We start from the raw sequence: 21,020 nt of genomic DNA on the forward strand, positions 1-21,020 counted from the left end.
TTGCTAAATGTCCTGTGCGCGTAATGCGCAACGCTGAATGATAAATTATTCAATGAGATAAACTTCGCTGAGCGACGCGGTACCATTGACGCCCAGTTGCAGCACGGCACCTGAACTGGTGAAGGAGACGCTCTGCACTTTTGCCGGTTTCAGCGCGGTAATGGCTGGCGCGCTGCCATCGGCATTGGTGGCGGTAAACGACACCGTAAAGCTGGTGTCCGCCTGGGTACGCGGGTCGCTCGGCTGGAAATCGTCAAAGTCATCCAGCGTGTACTCATGCACGCCTGCTTCGACACTCTTCAGCTTCGCGTTGTAGGCGTTACCGGCCGCATCGGTGAGGGTGACGGTGACTTCATCCGCGTCGCTATCCAGCGAAAGCCCCACTTTCTGGTTGCCCTCGGTCGCTGTGGAGACCTTTGGATCGCCCTCAATCATGATGTCGCGCCCTACCCAATCAGCGGAGTTCATCTGCTGCATACTGGCGACCAGCGTACCCATGCTGTTCATGGTGGTGTTGAGCTGCTCAACGCCCGCCGCCGTGTTGAACTGCGCCAGCTGAGCGGTCAGATCGTTGTTATCCATCGGATCGGTCGGATCCTGGTTCTGCATCTGCGCGACCAGCAGCGTCATAAAGCTGTCCAGCAACTCATCTGCGCTGGAGCCGGTGCCTGAGGTCGTGCTGGTGGTCGTGGTATTTGAGCTGGTGGAGGCCGTGGATGACGTACTTCTCGTCGTCGCGGCGCTTTGCGTCATAAGCGGTGAAACTGCCATCGTCTTCTCCTTACTGACCCAGCGTCAGGGTTTTCAGCATCAGGCTTTTCGCCGAGTTCATCACTTCGACGTTGGCCTGGTAGCTGCGGGATGCCGAAATGGTGTTGACCATTTCACCCACCACATCGACGTTTGGCATATGTACATAGCCTTGCTCATCCGCCAGCGGATTAGCCGGTTCATACACCAGACGATCGGGCGCCTCAGATTCCGTCACGCCGCTGACCTTCACGCCGCCAATCTCTTGCCCGGGGGTGTTATCGACATTGAAAATAACCTGACGGGCGCGATAGGGTTTGCCATCCGGCCCGGCAATACTGTCGGCATTTGCCATATTACTGGCGCTGACGTTAAGTCGTTTTGACTGGGCGGTCATTGCCGACCCGGAAATATCGAAAATACTAAACAGCGACATGAAAATTATTAACCCTGGTTAATGACGCTCATTAAACCTTTAATTTGAGCGCCGAGAATGGTTAAACTCGACTGATACTTAACATTGTTGTCTGCAAAATTAACGCGCTCGCGGTCCATATCGACGGTATTACCATCCGCGCTTGGCTGATCCGGAATGCGGTAAAGTAATGGTTGATCGTTGACTTTCGGCGCAACGCCAGGAATATGTTTCCCAGATGTTAGAGCTAATGTTAATGGGTGATTATTTCGCGTCTCCTGCGCCATCGCATTTTTCAACTCTTTTGAAAAATCAATGTCTCGTGCCTGGTAGCCCGGCGTGTCGGCATTCGCGATATTGGAGGCTAAAATATCCTGCCGCCGCGACATTAGACTTAATGCCTGCTGCTGGAAACGCAATTCATTATCAAGTTTATCAAACATGAAATGACTCGCCTGCTTCACTAATTGATTACGGAGCATAGTCTAAGAGACAACCTAATAAATCTATACCTTAAACATCTGACAGAAATAAGCGCATTTAAATACTTCATTACGCGTACAGATTTCTAAACCGGTCTTTTATACATACTCTGAAACAGCAAATCGGCAATATACAAACAGAACTGCACGCATTTACGAGATAAACAAATTAACGTCCTCAATTACAATTAAAGAAATGGCGATATCTACCTTTCTCAATTTATTTATAAGGTTGTTCTAAATGCTGTACACGCTATTAAGGCCGCTTTGCCTGCTGCTACTCTGCGGCGCACTCTCGCTTACCGCCCAGCCAGCCAGCGCGCATACTGCGCTGCTTGAATCGAGAATTGCCAAACTGCTGGCCGCCGGCCATCACGGGGCAGAGGAGAGTGCGCCGCGTTTGCGCATTCGCCTGCTTACTCCCACCACTAAACTTGCCCTGCTCTGTGAAAAACCCGACTTACGCCTTTCCGGTCACCCCGTACGTATAACGGGGAACCGCAGCGTGATCGCCAGGTGCGGCAGAAAACAGCACTTTATTCAGATAAATGTCAGCGCCAGCGGGCGCTACTGGATTGCGGCGCGCCTGCTTAAACCGGGGCAAACCATCAGTCCGGGTGATATTCAGCCGCTCAGCGGCGAGCTGGATAAGCTGCCCGCCGGGCTGCTGCTCGATGCCAACCAGATCGTTGGCCGGACGCCGACGCGCACTCTGCGCCCCGGTCAGCCGCTGACGGAAAATCAGCTGCGCCAGCGCTGGCTGGTGGTAGCCAATCAGGAGGTGGAGATTGTCGCCCCCGGCGACGGTTTTTTGATTCATGCCAAAGGTAAGGCGCTGAATAATGCGGCGCGAAACGAACGGGTACGGCTACAGACGCGCAGTGGTCGCGTGGTGGCGGCAACCGCGGTGGCGGAAGGGAGAGTAAGCATCAAGATGGATAACTGATTTCAGTTTTATTTTGCCTGGGCCGATATCTTTATTACGGGCCACACATAAAAGATATCACCAGGACACTTATGAATATTGAACGCACGAGTCAAGCACGCGCAATCCAGGCAACCACCGCGCAGCAGCAGGGTGAGCCGCGAGCAAAGTATGACGATATGGGCACAGCGGCGGCTTCTGACGCCCGGGCAAATGGTACCCAGGTCAAGCTGAGCCAGCTAATGCAGCAATTCAAAACTGACAGTAGCCGTGATATCGACACCGCACGCGTTGCTGAAGTTAAAGCGAAGATGGAAGCAGGCGAGTTAACGCTGGATAGCGACAAGATTGCCAGCGCGCTGGTCCGCGACATCTTTCAGTTCTCATAACCCTGACGAATAGTAAAGATGGAAAATTTATCCGTAATATTGAAAAAACTCACCGGCCTGCTGGAGGAGCTTGAAAGTACGCTGGTCGAAGAGAACGGCCAGCTAAGCCGGGCGCAGATTAACCCGATTTCGCTGCAAATTATCTCCGATAATAAAAGCCGTCTGCTTGCCGCCATCAATTTTTATGATGAGCAGCGCAAGCAGGAGGAGAATCAGCAGAAGGTCACCTCCCCTTATGTTCACAAACCGCAGCTGGCGGCGCTGTGGAGAGGCATTACCTATGTGGTAAAAAAATCGAGCGAGCTGAACCAGAAGAATTATCAGCTGCTGGAGATACATATGAAAAAGATCAACGACGTTAAGCAGATCGTCAGCCGGGCGACGTCAACGACGCAACTCTACGGGCAGAGCGGCAATCACAGTAATGATGGTTCCGGCAATGTCTATCGCATCTCCGTATAGCGCCCTGCACTTTACCCACGCAACGCTTTACTGGCGCTCGCCTCTCTGCTTACTCCGGGAATGAACATCGCCTTTTTTCATTCCCGGTTCACGTAAGCCAGCATGCTCTTCTACACGCTTTCTCTGGTTTGTATGACAGAAATTGCAACGCCTTTTTTACGCCACTTAAGATTTTGTGCTCTTTTGCCACGCAAGAGGTTTGCAAATGCTTCTTGAAAAGTTGGCTGCAAAGATCCCTTTCGCGCAGGAAAACATAAAAGCCTGGCTTTTGATCCCATTTTTCCGGTTAAAAATAGTGTAATGCCACGCGGTTGCAGAAGATTAATTGCCACACTTTTACCCGTGAAAAGTGCCGAAAACCTTTTTCTATAAATTTGATGAAACAAAACAAAAAAAGGCTGTTTACCTGATTGGATGAAATGACGAAAATGGCTTCACGCACTGCATCATGACGTTTTACCGGTAATACGAAATGATGGCTCTGTGAAAATTCCCTCTCGAAAAGGCCCATTTTTCCAGTTGCCTTATGCCGGGAAGGTCGGTGATCGGTCTCTATTACTGACATCTATTCTCAGTAGTGAGCCGTCATATGTGATGAATAACCACTCTTTTCGATAGCCACCTTCGGGTGGCTTTTTTTTGGCTGTTTTTCAATTAATTAAAGATCAAAACGGTGAATATCTGGCACGGCGGAATGAATGGATAAGAGTCTGCCAGGCAAAGAAGCACTATCAAGCCAATAGCTATGTAAATAGACGTAAGCGCTACCGCGTTGCTAAGTAGCAGGCCTCGCCTGGTTAAGCAGGTTATTAGGCTTACTGCGCATCGGTTACAGGATATCTATTTTTTAAGTCATTCGCCCTCCACCTCTTTATTCAGCGTCGTTCCTCCCTCCTCCTCACGTTCATCGGTCCAGATCCGGCTGTAATCGGGCCAGGCCTGCGCATAACACGCAATATTTTTGATGCAGACGGGCGTAGAGAGGCGGTAGCGCTGGGCAAACAGGGGGGCAACCAGGTAGCGGGTCTGGAGAAAGTGCATCAGCCGCCGGACGCGCGCACTGTGGCGCTCCGCTGGTCCGGCATTAATGCGATCCAGCAACTGCACCCCGCGCAGCCACTGACCATGCCCCCAAAACCAGGTCCACATCTCGCTGTGCCGATAGCGCTCCTCCAGGCTGAAGGCTTCATGCTGATCGAAGCGCAAAAAGCCGAGACAGAGATCCTCCTCTTCCCAGCGCTGATTGGGCAAAAGCCAGTGTGAGACACTAATCGGGTTAGTGTTTACCGTACAGCCGCGGTAGCGCAGGCTTTTTACCAGCTCATCCAGCAGTTTTTTCATCTCAGTGGATCGAAAGTAGGTGATATTAATGGTCGCGGGCAGCAGCGCCTGAGCTGGCTCCTCTTGTGGCGGCTGTAACCACGCCGGTAGCGGTGCCAGCGTCTCTTCACGCTCCATCAGCGCACGGGCGAGCGAGTAAGCAATCTGGCGAATCAGCGCCTGCTGGGCCAGGTTCAATCGACCACGCCGTTGATTAAAGGTGACATAGTAAAACGCATCGCTACTTTCACGGACTATCATCGGTTCAGGGGCCAGCTGTGAGCGGGGCGTATCGAGGCGCACCAGTGCCGGAGAGGGTGTCGCGGCGAGCGGCGTATTGTAGACAATTTCGCTCGCTTGCGGCATTTCACCGTGCCAGCCTGGCGCGCGGGTGAGGATCATCTGCGCATCTGAGTGGCTGCCAAGCTGAAAAGGACCAAGACCAACGACGCCGTTTTCCGGGTGTGACAGGGCATAGACCGGGCTTGCCAGCCGGTAAAGCAGCATCGCATCGGGCTGGTTAAGGTGCATGATCAGCACATAATCCTGCACGATGACATCCGTCACGTGGGGTAAACCCGGCCCGCCCGCATAACGTTGCAAAATGGTCTGAAGCTGCACAGGCGCAAGCGGCTCGCCGTTGTGCCACACCAGCCCGCGACGCAGCATAAAGTGCCAGCTCAACCCATCTTCGCTGACCCGAATAGTATGGGCGAGACAGGGAACCGGTTCAGCCTGCTCCGGCAGATGGCGGGTCAGACCCGCATGAACCATTTGTAAAATATGCCGGCCGGCACGATCGGTATGAATAGAGGGAACAGGAGCCTGTAGCGGGCGGTAGAAAGAGATGTGGTAGTGAAAGCCGTCATTGGAGTAACAGCTTCCCCCTTTTGCCGGCACGCTTTTCGCCTCTGTCGCAGGCGCGTTAATGCCGATCATATTCTCCAGCGCCGCCACGCTCATCTGGCACTGCAGCATGCCGAGTGCGCCGCGCCCCGGACGAGAGCGCCAGATAAGCCACCCCTCCTCCTGCATCTCCTGCAGCAGAGAGCGGGCATAGCGCGCCGTGCAGGCTAAGGTGTCGGCGATTTGCGCCAGCGATAACTCATGTCGGTGCGTACTGTATTTCGAAAGTAGCCGGTTATAACGGCGCAGCAGGCTACCCTTCTCAATAGCGGAGTAATAAACCATTGGTTATTCACCATGATAAACAGCTGACATCAGGGGATTCGATACGATGGAGAGTGCAGTAGTGAATATAGCATATTAGATAAATCTTATGATTCCGCCCGCCCGCTGCGGCATTCAATGAGATTTTTCACTTTTTTTTCACTGCCCGCGAAACCTTTTCCTCTGTACCAGCGAACTGTAGATGAACGCACACTTAACGTTAACCTGGAGCGCACGATGACCCCGATGAAAAAACTCTTTTTGAGCCTCTCTGCCGCAGCTTTGCTGAATATTGCCAGCGCCCAGGCGGCGTTACCTACCGGTTCGCAGGCACCCGATTTCCAGCTTCAGGGTGCGCTGGCGGGAAAACCGCTCACCTTTTCACTGAAACAGGCGCTGCAAAAAGGGCCGGTGGTGCTCTACTTCTTCCCGGCAGCATTCAGTAAAGGGTGCACCATTGAAGCCCACGCCTTTGCCGAAGCGACAGATGATTTTAAAAAGCTTGGCGCGACGGTGATTGGCGTTACCGCCGGTAATACCGATCAGGTGGATGCCTTCTCTAAAGAGGAGTGCCGCGACAAATTTACCGTTGCCGCCGATCCGGGCGCGAAAGTGGCCGCGCAATACGACACGCTGATGGAAATGAAGGGCAAAACCCTTTCCGATCGCACCTCTTACGTTATCGCGCCGGATGGCAAGATCCTGTTGAGCTACACTGACAGAAACCCGGAAACGCATATCCAGAAAACGATGGACGCGGTGAAACAGTATGCGAAAGATCATTCGTAACTAACCCTTTTTCCGGCAGAGAATCACTATGTTAACCGCCATGCTCGCCGCCTTTGTAGGCGGCATTATTCTCAACTTTATGCCCTGCGTATTTCCGATTATCTCACTGAAAGCGCTCGGCCTGCTGCGCCATACCGGGGATCTCAGGCAAACCCGCCGCGAAGGGCTGGGATTTTTGCTCGGTACGGTGGCGACCATGCTGATCCTCGCCGGGATCCTGCTTGCGCTGCGCGCCGGCGGCAGCGCCGTGGGCTGGGGTTTTCAGTTGCAATCGCCACTGGTTATCGCCGCGCTGGCGCTGATTGTGCTGGCGGCAGCGCTCAACCTGCTCGGCGTGTTTGAAGTGGGCCTCTCCGTGCAGCGGGCCGGGGAGATCCGCGTTGAACGCGGGGCGTTTATCCGTGCGGCGCTGACCGGCGCACTCTCTATTATTGTCGCCACGCCCTGCGCTGCGCCGTTTATGGCAGGGGCAATTGGCTATGCGCTGGTGCAGCCCCCCGCCGTCGCGCTGGCAATCTTCTTCGCCCTTGCGCTCGGCTTTGCCGCACCGTTTAGCCTGATTTCGCTCTTCCCCGCCCTCGGTAAATGGCTGCCGCGCCCCGGCGCGTGGATGAATACCCTGAAACGCGGGCTGGCCTTTCCGATGTTTGGCGCATTTGGCTGGCTGGTGTGGGTGCTGGCGCAGCAGGCAGGCAACACGGCGCTGGCAGCAATCATTGCCGCCTCGGTGGTGATGAGCTTCGCCGCCTGGCTCTATGGCATGGCGCAGCAGCGCCGCTTCGCCGGACGTGGTCATAAAGGGTTGTTCGCTGCTACCGCACTGCTGATAGTCGCCGCTATCGCGCCTCTACCAACGGTAGTGAACAACGGCGCGATGCTCGCCTCTTCGCAGGTTGAGGAGACCAGCTGGTCGCCGCAAAAAGTGGCGGAGAATCGCGGGCACGGAAAAGCGATCTTCGTTAACTTCACCGCCTCCTGGTGCATTACTTGCCAGGTGAATGAGAAGACCTCGCTCTCAACTCAGGCGGTTAAAACGGCGCTGGCGAAGAGTGGCACGCTCTATATGGTGGCGGACTCGACGAAATTTAACGCCGATATTGATGATGCGCTCAACGAGCTCGGCCAGGGTAGCCTGCCACTCTATGTTGTCTACCCGGCGGATGGCGGCGCGCCGACTATTCTGCCGCAGGTCTTAACCCCCGCGATTGTGGTCAATGCCCTGAACGCAGCGAGTGGCAAAAAAACCTAAGGCGGATGATGGAAAAAGAGGAGGCAGCGCGGGAAGAGTGGCCGCACCTGATGCTTCTGGCGCAGGAAGGTGACAGCCAGGCCTATACCCGCCTGCTCAAAGCGCTGGTGCCGGTTATCCGCACGCTTGCGCGTAAGCAGGTAGCCGATGACGAGCTGGTCGAGGATGTGATTCAGGATGTGCTGCTGACCCTGCACCGGGTTCGCCACACCTACGATCCCGCTGCGCCCTTTTTACCGTGGCTGATGGCGATTGCCCATGCCCGCACAGTGGATGCGCTGCGAAAACGCGGCCGTCATCAACAGCGTGAAGTCGCGGATGAACTGCTACCGGAGCTGGTTGCCAGCTCACCCACTCTGCACGAGGAGGAGCTGGCGGCGCTGCTCGCCCACCTCCCGGCGCGCCAACGGGAGGTAATTGAGCATTTTCACCTGCGCGAAATGAGTCTTGCTGAAACCGCGACGCGGCACAATCTGACGGTCTCCGCCGTCAAATCGCTGCTGCATCGCGCCCTGAATAATCTTCGTCGGTTAGGAGCCCTTCATGGCCGATCATGAGTGGTTAATTGAGAAACTTGGCCGTTCGGCAGAGCCGGTAAAACGGCCATGGCCCAGCGGCTGGCGGGTGGCAAGCTGGCTGGCGCTGGCGCTGCCGTGCGGGGTGATAGTCAGCCTGCTGCTAAACCGAACGCCGACCGACTGGTCGCACGCAGGCGCTGCGTGGGCGATGCTGCAACTGCTGCTCACCTTTGCCACCGGCACACTGGCGATCCGCAACGCCTTTCTGCTCAGTATTGCCGGGCAGCGCCCGCTCGGCTGGGGCTGGTTTGTGCCGCTGGTCAGCCTCTGGCTGGCAACAACGTTTTTGAATCTGCACCTGCATCGCGCTCCGGCAAGCGGCGGGATCGAAGGGCCAAACTGCTACCTCTTTATGCTGGCGGTGAGCGTGCCAATGGGGGCAATAGTGGTCGGTTACCTGCGCCGCACCCGCACGCTCTTTCCCACCCGCAGCCTTGGCGCCGCGGGTGCAGGGGTCGCCTGTATGGCGCTCTCCCTGCTCTCGCTCTGCCACCCGACGCACATTAGCGCGGCGGATCTGCTAATGCATATCGCCGCGGTGAGTACCATTGTGCTGCTCACCATTGTGCTCGGTTACCGCTGGGTTTCCCTGCCGTAGCCGTCACTTTTTCGGGAAGATCCACAGCTGATCGGCAGGCAGCACTACGCGGTAGTTTTGCGCTCCCCGCGGCTGCGTGCCATAGACGCGCACCACATAATCATCGACCGGCGTGCGGAAGAGGTACTCCCAGCGGTCGCCAAGATACATGCTGGTGAGCATCGGCAGATCCAGCGAGTTGTCCTGCGGCGTCTCGGTTAGCCGCAGGCTCTCCACGCGGATCACCGCCGTCGCTTCCTGCCCGACGCTCACGCCCGGACCGGCCACGCCCCACAGCGCCCACTGCGCGCCTTCAATGCGGGCCCGCCCATTGGAGAGTTCCGTCACCTTGCCATGCAGGCGGTTGTTGCTGCCCATAAACTCGGCGGTAAAGAGTGTGGAAGGCTTGCTGTACATCTCCTGCGGCGTGCCCTGCTGCTCAATCACCCCATTGTTGAGCAGCAGAATGCGATCGGAAATCGCCATCGCCTCATTCTGATCGTGGGTCACCATCAGCGCCGACAGCCCGAGCTTGACGATCAACTCGCGAAGGAAGACGCGTGCCTCTTCGCGCAGCTTGGCGTCGAGGTTGGAGAGCGGTTCATCAAGCAGGATCACCGGCGGGTTATAGACCAGCGCGCGGCCAATGGCGACACGCTGCTGCTGGCCGCCCGAAAGCTGGTGCGGGTGGCGCTGGCCGAGCGCGCCGAGGCCAAGCTGATCGAGCACGCTCTGCACCCGCTGGCTAATCTCTTGAGTGGAGATTTTGCGCAGTTTTAGCGGGTAGGCGACATTCTCAAACACGGTTTTGTGCGGCCACAGGGCGTAGGACTGGAACACCAGCCCGAGGTTACGCTCCTCCGCCGGCACTTCGCTGCGCGGTGTGCCGTCGTAAACCACATTTTTGCCAATGGTGATGCGCCCCTGAGTGGGCTTCTCCAGCCCGGCGACGGCGCGCAGCAGCGTGGTTTTTCCGCTGCCGGAAGGGCCAAGCAGGGAGACCACTTCGCCACGTTTGAGATCCATCGACACGCCCTTTAACACCGGGTTGTCGCCGTAGGTCAGGTGTAAGTTCTCTACCGTTAGCTCAATCATGTAATTTCACTCCAAAACGCAGGGCCACACCAAGACCGATGACCACCAGCAAAATATTGATAAACGAGAGGGCCGCGACAATATCAATAGCGCCCGCCGCCCACAGCGACACCAGCATCGAGCCGATGGTTTCCGTGCCGGGCGAGAGCAGATACACCCCGGTGGAGTATTCGCGCTCAAAGATCAAAAACATCAGCAGCCAGGAGCCGATCAGGCCATAGCGCGACAGCGGCACCGTCACATGGCGAGTCACCTGCCCCGGTGTTGCGCCAGTGCTGCGCGCCGCCTCTTCCAGCTCCGGCCCGACTTGTAGCAGCGTTGAAGAGATAAGGCGCAGGCCATAAGCCATCCACACTACGGTGTAGGCCAGCCAGACGCTGAAGATGGTGTTGCGCAGCGAGCGCAGCCAGACAATCAGGTTATCGCGCAGCCACTCCGAGACCGGCAGCCCGGACAGCCAGCCGTTTTTCAGGGATTGATCGAGCCACATTGGTAAGAAGAGGAAGACCCATAAAAAGGCCAGACCGGCGAGCAGCCCCGGCACCGCGCGCGGAACCAGCACGCTGTAGTCGAGGAACCGGGTGACATTATCCTGCTTACGGTGCATGGCGATGCCGACAAACAGATAGCAGATCACCGCCAGCGCGCCGCCGAAAACGCCAATCGCCATCGAGTTAACGATCGCGCGCAGCAAGTTCGGCTGCTGCCAGATATTACGGAAGGTCTCCAGCGAGACGTTATCCCACAGCGGAACGCCAACTCCCCAATGGGAGATAAAGGCGCGCAGCACCACGCCGAGCAGCGGCACGCCGATAGTGACCGTCAGCCACGCCACCACCACCGCACCGGCTACCCAGCGCCATTTGCCCAGCGGCAGCGCGCGCGCCTGCGACGCTTTGCCTTTCATGGTGACAAAGCGGTTCGCGGTGCGCATTAAGCGGCGTTGCAGCATCACCAGCGGAATGGTGATGCAGATCAGCACCACCGCCACGGCGGCCATCAGGTGATAAGAAGGCGTGCCGAGCTTGTTGGTCAATTTATAGAGATAGGTCGCCAGCACCATGTTGCCTTCGGGATCGCCGAGTACCAGCATCAGGCCGAACACCTCCAGCCCGAGGAAAAAGAGCAGTACGCAGGCGTAAAGAATCGACGGGCGCACCATCGGCAGGCTGACGGAGGTCATCACCTGTAAAGGCGACGCGCCCACCGTGCGCGCGGCCTCCTCGACATCAGAGCCGACGCTGCGCAGCGCCGACGAGATATAGAGATAAGCATGCGGGACGTGCGTCAGCCCGGCGATAACCACAATGCTGAACATCGAGTAGATGTTCCACGGCACAAACCCCAGCAGCTGCTGCGCCCACTGTGACAAAAAGCCCACCGGCCCGGCAGAGACGACATAGCCAAAGCCAAGCACCATTGGCGAGACGAAAATGGGCACCAGGATCAGCGGCTCAATAAAGCGCCGCCCCGGCAGGTCGGTACGCACCATCAAGAAGGCGAGAATGCCACCGAGCGGAATGGCAATAAACACCAGCCCGAAGGCGAGAATAAAGCCGGACTTTAAGGCGAGGTAAAAATCGGGGTCGGTGAAGATAAAGGCGAAGGATTCGAGGCTCAGCTCCTTACTGCGGGAGAAGAAAGGCGCTGAAAGAAAACTCTGTACGACGATAAATAATAACGGAACGTAGATCACCAGGGCGGTAATCAGGACCGTTACGCCGCGCGGTAGCCCTTGCCATTTTCTGCGCACGATATTCATAGAAAATCCCTGTGGTCAGAAGATGTGAGAGAGGGTTGTGTGCGGACAGCGCCACACACAACCGGCAACGCCTCTATTTCCCGGCGGCGGTGCGCCACTGTTTAATAAATTCGAGACGCTTTTTCGGCTCCAGGTACTCAAGCAGCGACTCATCAACCGGGATCGGTTTCAGCGCGTCGCCGAGCAGTTTGGTCATGCCGTCGATATCGTTGCTGCCTTCAATATCGTTACGCAGGGAGGGGATATCTGCCTGGCTTGCCAGAATGCTCTGCCCTTTCTCGGAAAGCACATAGTCAAACCACAACTTCGCCGCGTTGCTGTGCTCCGCTTCGGCGCTGATAAAGGAGACGCGTGACAGCACCAGCACGTAATCTTTCGGGTAGGAGACGCCTAACGATTTATCCGCTTTCGCGCGCGCTTCGGCATAGGAGCCGAGGATGTTGTAGCCGACCAGGTTTTCACCGGAGGAGACGCGCTCCATCATGGTGCCGGTGGAGGATTGCACCGTCAGGCCGCCTTTGGCGATATCCGCAAGGTGGGTGAAATACTCTTTATCGTGTTTGCTGTCTTCAACGGCGAGCATAAAACCGAGCCCCGATTTTTCGATATCGTAGGTGGTCACTTTGCTCTTGAACTTATCGGTCTGGCTGGCAATCAGCTTCGCCAGCGCAGTGTGGGAATCCGGGACATCACCCTGCGGGATCAGGCGTTTGTTGTAGATAAAGACCACCGGCTCGTAGGTGGTGCCATAGGCTTTGTTTTTCCAGACCGCCCATTTCGGCAGTTTGCTCTGTTCAGGGGAGGCATACTCATCGGCGTACTCCGTTGCCAGCTTCAGCGCGGTATCCATCGACGAACTCCAGACCACATCGCCGCTGCCGCCGCCGGAAGCCTGCTCGCTAAGATAACGGTTATACAGCTCGGTGCTGTTCATATCGTTATATTCAACTTTGATACCGGGATATTGCGCTTCAAACCCTTTGATCAGCGGGCCAGCGGCTTTGGTGTCGGTCGTTGAGTAGACCACCACTTTGCCCTCTTTGGTGCCGGCATCGACGATTTTCTGATAATCCGCCGGGTAGCCTGCAGGGACAGCTGCGAGAGCGGCAGAGGAAAAGAGAGCCGCTACTACGCCCGCCAGTACGCTTTTTTTCATCTCCATGAACAACCCCTATTTATCATTTTGTAAACACAAATTTAACATATAGCGCCTTAACCCCCTGATGCAACGCAATGGGGTCTTTTTTGCGGGTTTTGTGACATTGACGCGATTTAAGCCGATAACGCCGTTATTTTACCGACAGTTAGCGACATTTTATTCAGAACGGCGTTTTGCTCAGGATGAAAAATGGCGGGCCACAGAGCCAAAAGTTGTTTACGCTTTTTAACAAATTACTCGCCGAGGATAAGGGGGCGATCGTTCGGATAGAGGGCGATGCGCTGCGGATTTTGCGGATCATATTTCAGCGCCACGCTGTTTCCAGGCGCGTAACGCGCAAAGCCATCCATATCTAGCGGCCTCTCCAGAGTCGCCCGGACTTCAACACCTTGCTGGGTAGTGAATGCGAAGGTCAGCTGATAAACCGGCATTTCGCCATCAATAAGATCGGTTTTGCGGCGATGAATGATATCCGCATTCACGCCAATGCCCGTTTTGCGCACCGCAGACTCCATCCGGTACTGGCGAATGCCGGGCATGACCATTGACCAGGCTAAGCGAAGCATACCGATAGCCATACAGAAGAAAAAAAGATAGGCCAGATAGATCCAGTCAAACGACATGCTCTTTTCTCAACTTCTATCGCCAGAGGCGTTACTGTTTTTTAATCACCTAAAATCAGTGGCCTGTCCTTATCATCCATCGCAATGCGCTTTGGATTTTTCGGATCGTATTTCAGTGTCGCGCCGTTGCCCGGGGCGTAACGCATAACGCCTTCGGCATCAAGCGAACGCCGTAAAGTGGACTCAACTTCAACACCTTCAAGGGTTGTAAATTTGAACGTCAATCGATAAACGGGAATATTGGCATCAAATAATCCTGTCCGGCTGCGGGCGATGATATCAGCATTCACCGCAATACCCGTTTTCCAGACTTTGGCCTCAACAATCATCTGGCGAATATAGGAGCCAAAGGAGGCGTAAATATCTTTCAGTACAAATACCATAAACAGAAAAGAGAAGAGAAAGATCAGATATATCCAATGAAATTCCATATAACTTCTCCTCGTAAACAGCATTTATCAAAGCCGCAGAAACCTGCAAACGGGCTGAGGTTAATCATAAACGATATCAGCCGGAATCCCGTCAAATTCCTTTTCTCCCCTTTCTTGACTTGATCACGTAATAAAACGTCCATCATAGTTGAACAGCTAAACCGGTTTAGTTAATGTTTAGCGATACTCATTATCGGGAGAAAAGTATGTCAGCTCGAGTCTGGTGTCTGGGTGACGCCGTGGTGGATCTGTTACCGCAAGGCGACGCCTGCCTGATGCAGTGCCCCGGCGGCGCACCGGCCAATGTGGCGGTCGGCATTGCGCGCCTGCAGGGCAATAGCGGTTTTATTGGTCGCGTCGGCGACGATCCCTTCGGTCACTTTATGCGCCAGACGCTGGCGAAAGAGCAGGTCGACACCGCCTGGATGCGCGCCGATGCGCAGCACCGCACCTCCACCGTAGTAGTGGCGCTGGATGAAGAGGGTGAGCGCTCATTTACCTTTATGGTGCGCCCGAGCGCCGACCTGTTCCTCGCTGAAGCGGATCTGCCGCCGTTTGCCCGCGGTGAATGGCTGCACTGCTGCTCCATTGCGCTGGCGGCAGAGCCGTCGCGCTCCACCACCTTCAGCGCCATGGAGCGGGTGCGCGGCGCGGGCGGGTTTGTCAGCTTCGACCCCAATATTCGCCACGATTTATGGGCCGACAGCGCGCAGCTTCGCCACTGCATCGAGCGCGCGCTGGTGCTGGCAGATGTGGTGAAACTCTCGGAAGAGGAGCTGGCCTTTATCGCCGACGCACCTGCTGAGGAGGTGAGCCTGCCCGAACTGGCTTCGCGTTATGGCATCACCCTGCTGCTGGTCACCCAGGGCAAAGCCGGGGTGAAAGCCTGCCTGAACGGCAAGTGCTACCACTACCCGACGCTGCCGGTGATAAGCGTCGATACCACCGGCGCGGGCGACGCCTTTGTCGCCGGCCTGCTGTGGGGGCTGGCGCAGCACGGCCTGCCCGATAGCGAACCGCAGCTGGCCGCGCGGCTGGCGAGCGCGCAGATTTGCGGCGCGCTGGCAACCACCGCTAAAGGGGCGATGACTGCCCTGCCCTGGCGCCACCAGCTTGAGGAGCAACTCGCCTGACGCCTGCGGGCTTACGTCTCGTTTTGCGAGCCGTCTCACATTCACTAAACCGGTTTAGCTAATTTCATTGCGTCCTGAAATTATGCGCGATTATGATTCGACACCTAAACCGGTTTAGCAAAAATAACTCTGTGATGATGGCTCTTCCTTAGGGATGCAAAATGATGAAAAAAAGCACGCTCGCCATAGCCCTTGGTCTTATTCTCAGCGCGGGAGCGGCACAGGCCGCCGACCCGAGCATGAGCAGCATTGAAGCACGTCTTGCCGCACTCGAGCAGCGCTTACAGGCCGCTGAACAGCGCGCTAATGCCGCCGAAAGCCGCGCGCAGGCTGCGGAAAAACAGGCCCAGCAGTTGGCGGCCGCACAACAAAAAACCGACACCACTACCACGCAAGTTGAGCAGCGCACCGCCAAACTGGAGCAGAAAGCCAGCGATGAAGGCGGCTTTGAGTTCCACGGCTATGCCCGCTCCGGCCTGCTGATGAGCGACTCGGCGAGCAAAACTCAGGGCGGCCCAACCGTGACGCCAGCCGGTGAGACCGGCGGCCACGTCGGTCGTCTGGGTAACGAACCGGATACCTATGTCGAGATGAACCTCGAACATAAACAGACCCTCGCCAACGGCGCGACCACCCGATTCAAAGTGATGCTCGCCGACGGCCAGCGCACCTATAACGACTGGACCGCCTCCAGTAGCGATCTCAACCTGCGCCAGGCCTTTACGGAGATCGGCCATCTGCCGAGCTTTACCGGCGCGTTCAAAGACTCCACCGTCTGGGCCGGGAAACGCTTCGACCGCGATAACTTCGATATCCACTGGATCGACTCCGATGTGGTGTTCCTCGCCGGGACCGGTGCCGGGGTGTACGACATGAAGTGGAGCGACGAGGCACGCAGCAACCTCTCCCTCTATGGCCGCACCTTTGGCGATATCGAAAACAGTGAAAACAGCGCGCAGAACTACATCCTCTCCCTGAACAACTACTACGGCCCACTGCAGCTGATGGTCAGCGGCATGCGCGCGAAGGATAATGACGACCGCCTCGATCTGGAAGGCAACAAAGTGAAGAGCGACGCGGCGGATAACGGCGTTCACGCCCTGCTCGGCCTGCATAACGACAGCTTCTACGGCCTGCGTGAAGGGTCAGCAAAAACCGCGCTGCTCTACGGTCACGGCCTCGGTGCGGAAGTGAAAGCCATCGGCTCCGACGGCGCGCTGCTGTCACAGGCTGATACCTGGCGCCTGGCGAGCTACGGCATTACGCCGCTCGGCGGCGGCTGGCATATCGCCCCGGCGGTGCTGGCGCAGAGCAGTAAAGATCGTTACGTCAAAGGCGACAGCTACCAGTGGGCGACCGCCAACGTGCGCCTGATTCAGGGGCTGACGGAAAACTTTGAAATGCAGTATGAAGGGACCTATCAGTACATGGATCTGCGCCCGGAAGGGTACAACAGCCGCAATAACGTGAGCGGTAGCTTCTACAAACTGACCGTTGCGCCGACGCTGAAAGCGAGCGATGTCGGCGAATTCCTGAAACGCCCGGAAATCCGCCTGTTTGCCACCTGGATGGACTGGGATCACCGGCTGGATAACTACGCCGGGGATGACGCCTTCGGCAGCGCTGGCTTCAAGGCCGGCGGCGAGTGGAACTTCGGCGTACAGATGGAAACCTGGTTCTGATAGCGCGGCCCCTGCGGGGGCCGTTTGCGTAGCCTGAAAGCCTAAAAACAAGACAGAGGTTGTTATGGATTTTGCACAAATTTCCCGCTCGCTGCTGCCCTTGCTCGGCGGCAAAGAGAATATCGCCAGCGCCGCGCACTGTGCGACGCGCCTGCGGCTGGTACTGGTGGACGACGCGAAAGCGGACACCGCCGCGATTGGCAAAATTGACGGTGTGAAAGGCTGTTTTCGTAACGCCGGGCAGTTACAAGTCATCTTCGGCACCGGGGTGGTGAACAAAGTCTACGCCGCGTTTATTGCCGAGGCGGGGATCAGCGAGTCGAGCAAATCGGAAGCCGCGGATATCGCCGCGCGCAAGCTGAACCCGTTCCAGCGCATCGCCCGTTTGCTGTCGAACATCTTTGTGCCGATCATTCCGGCAATTGTTGCGTCGGGCCTGCTGATGGGCCTGCTGGGGATGGTGAAAACCTACGGCTGGGTCAACCCGGATAACGCGCTCTATATCATGCTCGACATGTTCAGCTCGGCGGCGTTTATCATCCTGCCGATCCTGATTGGCTTTACCGCCGCGCGCGAGTTTGGCGGCAACCCCTATCTCGGCGCAACGCTCGGCGGCATCCTTACCCACCCGGCGCTGACCAACGCCTGGGGCGTGGCGGCGGGCTTCCACACCATGAACTTCTTCGGCATCGAAGTGGCGATGATCGGCTACCAGGGAACGGTCTTCCCGGTGCTGCTGGCGGTGTGGTTTATGAGCATGCTGGAAAAACAGCTGCGCCGGGTGATCCCGGACGCGCTGGATCTGATCCTTACCCCCTTCCTGACGGTGATTATCTCCGGTTTTATCGCCATGCTGATTATCGGCCCGGCGGGTCGCGCGCTGGGCGACGGTATCTCCTTTGTGCTCAGTACTCTGATTGCTCACGCGGGCTGGCTGGCGGGGCTGCTGTTTGGTGGGCTCTACTCGGTGATTGTGATTACCGGCGTGCATCACAGCTTCCACGCCATTGAGGCCGGGCTGCTCGGTAACCCGTCGATTGGCGTCAACTTCCTGCTGCCAATCTGGGCGATGGCCAACTTTGCGCAGGGCGGTGCCTGCCTGGCGGTATGGTTTAAAACCAAAGATGCCAAAATCAAAGCCATTACCCTGCCCTCGGCCTTCTCGGCGATGCTCGGCATTACCGAAGCGGCGATCTTTGGTATCAACCTGCGCTTTATGAAGCCGTTTATTGCCGGGTTAATTGGCGGTGCGGTTGGCGGCGCGTGGGTGGTATCGATGCATGTCTATATGACGGCGGTGGGGTTGACCGGGCTGCCGGGTCTGGCGATTGTGCAGGCCAGCTCGCTGGTTAACTATATTATCGGTATGGCTATCGCATTTAGCGTCGCCTTCATTCTCTCCTTCTTGCTGAAATACAAAACGGACGCGGAATAATGGCATCTGACTCTCTGCTGCCCGCCATTTTACAGGCGGTAATGAAAGGCCAGCCGAAAGCGCTGAGCGACCCCTTCTACCCGAGCTGGCATCTGGCGCCGGTCACCGGGCTGCTCAACGATCCCAATGGATTTATCCAGTTGGGCGGCCGTTACCATCTTTTTTATCAATGGAACGCGCTGGGCTGCCAGCACAACCACAAGTGCTGGGGGCACTGGAGTTCAGCGGATTTACTCCACTGGCAACATGAGCCGATCGCGCTGATGCCGGATGAAGAGTATGACCGCAGCGGCTGCTACTCCGGTAGCGCGGTGGATAACGACGGCGTGCTGACGCTCTGCTACACCGGCAACGTCAAGTTTGACGACGGCACGCGCACCGCCTGGCAGTGTCTGGCGGTGCAGAACCGGGACGGCGGCTTCGATAAGCTCGGCCCGGCGATCCCGCTGCCAAACGGTTACACCGGCCATGTGCGCGACCCGAAAGTGTGGCGACACGGCGACTATTGGTACATGGTGCTCGGCGCACAGGATCTCACCTTGCAGGGCAAAGTGCTGCTGCTGCGCTCGGAAAATCTGTGGAACTGGCAGAACCTCGGCGAGATCGCTGGCAGCGGCCTGAACGGCCTGGCCGATGCGGGCTATATGTGGGAGTGCCCGGATCTCTTCGCCCTCGGCGACAGCACCTATCTGATCTGCTGCCCACAAGGGATTACGCGCGATGAGAAGCGCTGGCTCAACACCCACCCGAGCGCTTACCTCAGCGGCGAGCTGGATTACGACAACGCGCAGTTCCGCCACGGCGAGTTTCACGAGCTGGACGCCGGGTTTGAGTTCTACGCGCCGCAAACCACGCAAAGCGAAGATGGCCGCCGTTTACTGGTCGGCTGGATGGGCGTGCCGGACGGGGAAGAGATGCGCCAACCCACCGTCGCCGACGGCTGGATCCACCAGATGACCTGCCTGCGCGAATTGACTTCGCGCAACGGCAAGCTTTATCAGCAACCGGTCGTCGAGTTACAGGCGCTGCGCGGCGAAGAGCAGACCTTCAACGGCCAGGCAGACGCACTGCCCGCGCTGGATGCCGCGTCGCTGGAGCTGATTGTCGAGAGCGCAGGCGATCTCACGCTGAATTTCGCCGACACGCTGATCCTTGAGTGGCGGCAGAGTGAATTGCGCCTCGCGCGCAGAAGTTTTGAGAGCGGCGAGTGGCTCTACCGCTACTGGCAAGGCGCGGCGCACAGGTTGCAAATCCTCTGCGACCGCTCAAGCGTCGAGATCTTTATCAATGATGGCGAAGGGGTGATGAGCAGCCGCTACTTCCCGCAGCAGCCTGCGCGCTTAACGCTTACGGGTGAGGCAGAAGTGCGGGCGCGCTACTGGTCGTTACGTGCTTGCATGGTAGAATAAGCGCTTGTTTCTTTGAGCGATGCAAAACCGTGAGAAAACCTAAACGCGTTACCATCAGTGATATTGCCGCGCTGGCGGGGGTGTCAAAAGCCACCGCCAGCCTGGTGCTTAACGGCCGCGGCAAAGAGCTGCGCGTCGCCCAGGAGACGCGCGAGCGCGTGCAGGCGATTGCCCAGCAGCACCACTATCAGCCCAGTATTTACGCGCGCTTGCTGCGCGAAAACCGCAGCCATACGCTGGGGCTGGTGGTGCCGGAGATCATCAACTATGGTTTCGCCGTCTTCTCTCACGAGCTGGAAAACCTCTGTCGCGAAGCGGGTCTTCAGCTGCTTATCTCCTGTACCGATGAAAACGCCAGCCAGGAGACCGTGGTGGTAAATAACCTGGTGTCGCGCCAGGTCGATGGCCTGATTGTCGCCTCCAGCATGTTGAATGACGCTGACTACGTCAAACTGAGCGAACAGCTGCCGGTGGTGCTCTTTGACCGCCATATCAGCGACACCCAGTTGCCGCTGGTGATCACCGACTCCCTGACCCCCACCGCCGAGCTGGTCGAGCGCCTGGCCCGCGCCAACCCGGACGAGATCTATTTTCTTGGCGGCCAGCCACGCTTATCGCCGACCAAAGATCGTCTTGCAGGCTTTATGCAGGGGCTTGAGCGCGCTGGCGTCACGCCGCGCCCGGAGTGGATCATTCACGGTAACTATCACCCCAGCAGCGGGTATGAGATGTTTGCCGCCCTCTGCGCGCGCCTCGGCCGCCCGCCGAAAGCGCTGTTTACCGCCGCCTGCGGGCTGCTGGAAGGGGTGCTGCGTTATATGAGCCAGCATCACCTACTGGAGAGCGATATCCACATCGCCAGCTTTGACGATCACTATCTCTATGATTCGCTCTCGCTGCCCATCGATACCGTCGAGCAGAATATCCCACGCCTGGCGCAGGACTGTTTCGAGATCATCACGCAACTGGTGGAGGGTAACGAACCAGCCACGCCACAGCGCATTCTGCCCGCCACGCTGCGCTGGCGTCATCCTTAATCACGCATTTATTATGCAGCACGGCATAAATATGCCGTGCTGCATTAGACCAATCTGCTGAAAATACAAATGCGTGAGAGCAATAATTTAATTGCACTGCTGGTTTTGTGAATAGAGGCGCATATTCTTCAGTCTAAACTCTGTTTAT

The 21,020-nt window shown here is 57.0% G+C and carries 22 protein-coding genes; 12 read left to right on the forward strand and 10 right to left on the reverse strand.

The genetic code is table 11. The features are described 5' to 3' along the window. Positions 1-45 precede the first annotated feature (45 nt). Genes HF650_RS18540 through flgB form a run of 3 tightly spaced genes read right to left on the reverse strand, consistent with a single transcriptional unit; the run spans position 46 to position 1,608 of the window. Positions 46-771 carry a flagellar hook capping FlgD N-terminal domain-containing protein gene (locus tag HF650_RS18540; RefSeq protein WP_187799852.1) on the reverse strand — a complete coding sequence of 242 codons (726 nt, stop codon included), beginning with the start codon at positions 769-771 and terminating at the stop codon, positions 46-48. A gap of 10 nt (positions 772-781) precedes the next feature. Beyond that, positions 782-1,186, reverse strand: coding sequence for a flagellar basal body rod protein FlgC (gene flgC / locus HF650_RS18545; RefSeq protein WP_187799853.1), 405 nt, complete (start codon positions 1,184-1,186; stop codon positions 782-784). An 8-nt stretch (positions 1,187-1,194) separates the two neighbouring features. After that, on the reverse strand, positions 1,195-1,608 hold the full coding sequence (gene flgB / locus HF650_RS18550; protein ID WP_187799854.1) for a flagellar basal body rod protein FlgB: 414 nt from the start codon (positions 1,606-1,608) through the stop codon (positions 1,195-1,197). A 280-nt stretch (positions 1,609-1,888) separates the two neighbouring features. Here flgB and flgA point away from each other — a divergent pair, with 280 nt between their 5' ends. The 3 genes from flgA to flgN all read left to right on the forward strand — a co-directional run bounded on the left by flgA (position 1,889) and on the right by flgN (position 3,423). Next, positions 1,889-2,593: a flagellar basal body P-ring formation chaperone FlgA gene (gene flgA / locus HF650_RS18555; RefSeq protein ID WP_187799855.1), complete on the forward strand. Its 705-nt coding sequence runs from the start codon at positions 1,889-1,891 to the stop codon at positions 2,591-2,593. A 71-nt stretch (positions 2,594-2,664) separates the two neighbouring features. After that, positions 2,665-2,961 (forward strand): flagellar biosynthesis anti-sigma factor FlgM, encoded by a 297-nt coding sequence (gene flgM, locus HF650_RS18560; RefSeq protein WP_187799856.1) that lies wholly within the window; start codon positions 2,665-2,667, stop codon positions 2,959-2,961. 18 nt (positions 2,962-2,979) lie between these two features. Continuing rightward, on the forward strand, positions 2,980-3,423 hold the full coding sequence (flgN, locus tag HF650_RS18565; protein ID WP_187799857.1) for a flagellar export chaperone FlgN: 444 nt from the start codon (positions 2,980-2,982) through the stop codon (positions 3,421-3,423). A 110-nt stretch (positions 3,424-3,533) separates the two neighbouring features. Here flgN and HF650_RS18570 read toward each other — a convergent pair whose 3' ends face one another. After that, positions 3,534-3,755, reverse strand: coding sequence for a hypothetical protein (locus tag HF650_RS18570; protein ID WP_187799858.1), 222 nt, complete (start codon positions 3,753-3,755; stop codon positions 3,534-3,536). Positions 3,756-4,275: 520 nt separating this feature from the next. Then, positions 4,276-5,934, reverse strand: a complete 1,659-nt coding sequence (locus tag HF650_RS18575) for an SgrR family transcriptional regulator (protein ID WP_187799859.1) — start codon at positions 5,932-5,934, stop codon at positions 4,276-4,278. A gap of 216 nt (positions 5,935-6,150) precedes the next feature. On the opposite strand from HF650_RS18575, the gene HF650_RS18580 reads away from it, so the two are divergent. The 4 genes from HF650_RS18580 to HF650_RS18595 are packed head-to-tail and all read left to right on the forward strand — an operon-like array spanning position 6,151 to position 9,127. Next, positions 6,151-6,702, forward strand: a complete 552-nt coding sequence (locus HF650_RS18580) for a peroxiredoxin (RefSeq protein WP_187799860.1) — start codon at positions 6,151-6,153, stop codon at positions 6,700-6,702. A gap of 28 nt (positions 6,703-6,730) precedes the next feature. After that, on the forward strand, positions 6,731-7,951 hold the full coding sequence (locus tag HF650_RS18585; protein ID WP_187799861.1) for a cytochrome c biogenesis protein CcdA: 1,221 nt from the start codon (positions 6,731-6,733) through the stop codon (positions 7,949-7,951). An 8-nt stretch (positions 7,952-7,959) separates the two neighbouring features. Further along, entirely contained in the window at positions 7,960-8,508 is a 549-nt protein-coding gene (locus HF650_RS18590; RefSeq protein WP_187802758.1) for a sigma-70 family RNA polymerase sigma factor, read from the forward strand. After that, a complete protein-coding gene (locus HF650_RS18595; protein WP_187799862.1) occupies positions 8,495-9,127 on the forward strand; it encodes an NrsF family protein in 633 nt (210 codons plus the stop codon). The genes HF650_RS18590 and HF650_RS18595 overlap by 14 nt, the downstream gene beginning before the upstream one ends. Before the next feature lie 3 nt (positions 9,128-9,130). On the opposite strand, the gene HF650_RS18600 is transcribed toward HF650_RS18595, so the two are convergent. The 5 genes from HF650_RS18600 to HF650_RS18620 form a co-directional block, all read right to left on the reverse strand. Next, positions 9,131-10,201 (reverse strand): ABC transporter ATP-binding protein, encoded by a 1,071-nt coding sequence (locus HF650_RS18600; protein WP_187799863.1) that lies wholly within the window; start codon positions 10,199-10,201, stop codon positions 9,131-9,133. Then, positions 10,194-11,963 carry an iron ABC transporter permease gene (locus tag HF650_RS18605; protein ID WP_054803948.1) on the reverse strand — a complete coding sequence of 590 codons (1,770 nt, stop codon included), beginning with the start codon at positions 11,961-11,963 and terminating at the stop codon, positions 10,194-10,196. The genes HF650_RS18600 and HF650_RS18605 overlap by 8 nt, the downstream gene beginning before the upstream one ends. Positions 11,964-12,036: 73 nt before the next feature. Next, a complete protein-coding gene (locus HF650_RS18610) occupies positions 12,037-13,125 on the reverse strand; it encodes an ABC transporter substrate-binding protein (RefSeq protein WP_023480653.1) in 1,089 nt (362 codons plus the stop codon). Positions 13,126-13,355: 230 nt separating this feature from the next. Continuing rightward, positions 13,356-13,745, reverse strand: a complete 390-nt coding sequence (locus tag HF650_RS18615; RefSeq protein ID WP_187799864.1) for a DUF3592 domain-containing protein — start codon at positions 13,743-13,745, stop codon at positions 13,356-13,358. 41 nt (positions 13,746-13,786) lie between these two features. Continuing rightward, positions 13,787-14,176: a DUF3592 domain-containing protein gene (locus tag HF650_RS18620; protein WP_187799865.1), complete on the reverse strand. Its 390-nt coding sequence runs from the start codon at positions 14,174-14,176 to the stop codon at positions 13,787-13,789. Between the two features lie 206 nt (positions 14,177-14,382). On the opposite strand from HF650_RS18620, the gene HF650_RS18625 reads away from it, so the two are divergent. From HF650_RS18625 to HF650_RS18645, 5 genes are all read left to right on the forward strand, one after another. Continuing rightward, positions 14,383-15,309, forward strand: a complete 927-nt coding sequence (locus HF650_RS18625) for an aminoimidazole riboside kinase (protein WP_187799866.1) — start codon at positions 14,383-14,385, stop codon at positions 15,307-15,309. A 164-nt stretch (positions 15,310-15,473) separates the two neighbouring features. Continuing rightward, positions 15,474-16,991, forward strand: a complete 1,518-nt coding sequence (locus tag HF650_RS18630) for a carbohydrate porin (RefSeq protein WP_187802759.1) — start codon at positions 15,474-15,476, stop codon at positions 16,989-16,991. A 64-nt stretch (positions 16,992-17,055) separates the two neighbouring features. Next, the gene (locus tag HF650_RS18635) at positions 17,056-18,426 is read left to right on the forward strand and encodes a sucrose-specific PTS transporter subunit IIBC (RefSeq protein WP_187799867.1); all 1,371 of its coding nucleotides are present in this window, start codon (positions 17,056-17,058) and stop codon (positions 18,424-18,426) included. After that, positions 18,426-19,835 (forward strand): sucrose-6-phosphate hydrolase, encoded by a 1,410-nt coding sequence (locus HF650_RS18640; protein ID WP_187799868.1) that lies wholly within the window; start codon positions 18,426-18,428, stop codon positions 19,833-19,835. Before HF650_RS18635 ends, HF650_RS18640 begins: the two co-directional genes overlap by 1 nt. 29 nt (positions 19,836-19,864) lie before the next feature. Then, positions 19,865-20,872 (forward strand): LacI family DNA-binding transcriptional regulator, encoded by a 1,008-nt coding sequence (locus HF650_RS18645; RefSeq protein ID WP_187799869.1) that lies wholly within the window; start codon positions 19,865-19,867, stop codon positions 20,870-20,872. The last annotated feature ends 148 nt before the right edge of the window (positions 20,873-21,020 follow it).

It is taken from the genome of Kosakonia sp. SMBL-WEM22, from assembly GCF_014490785.1.
In the GTDB taxonomy this organism is placed as follows: Bacteria; Pseudomonadota; Gammaproteobacteria; order Enterobacterales; family Enterobacteriaceae; genus Kosakonia.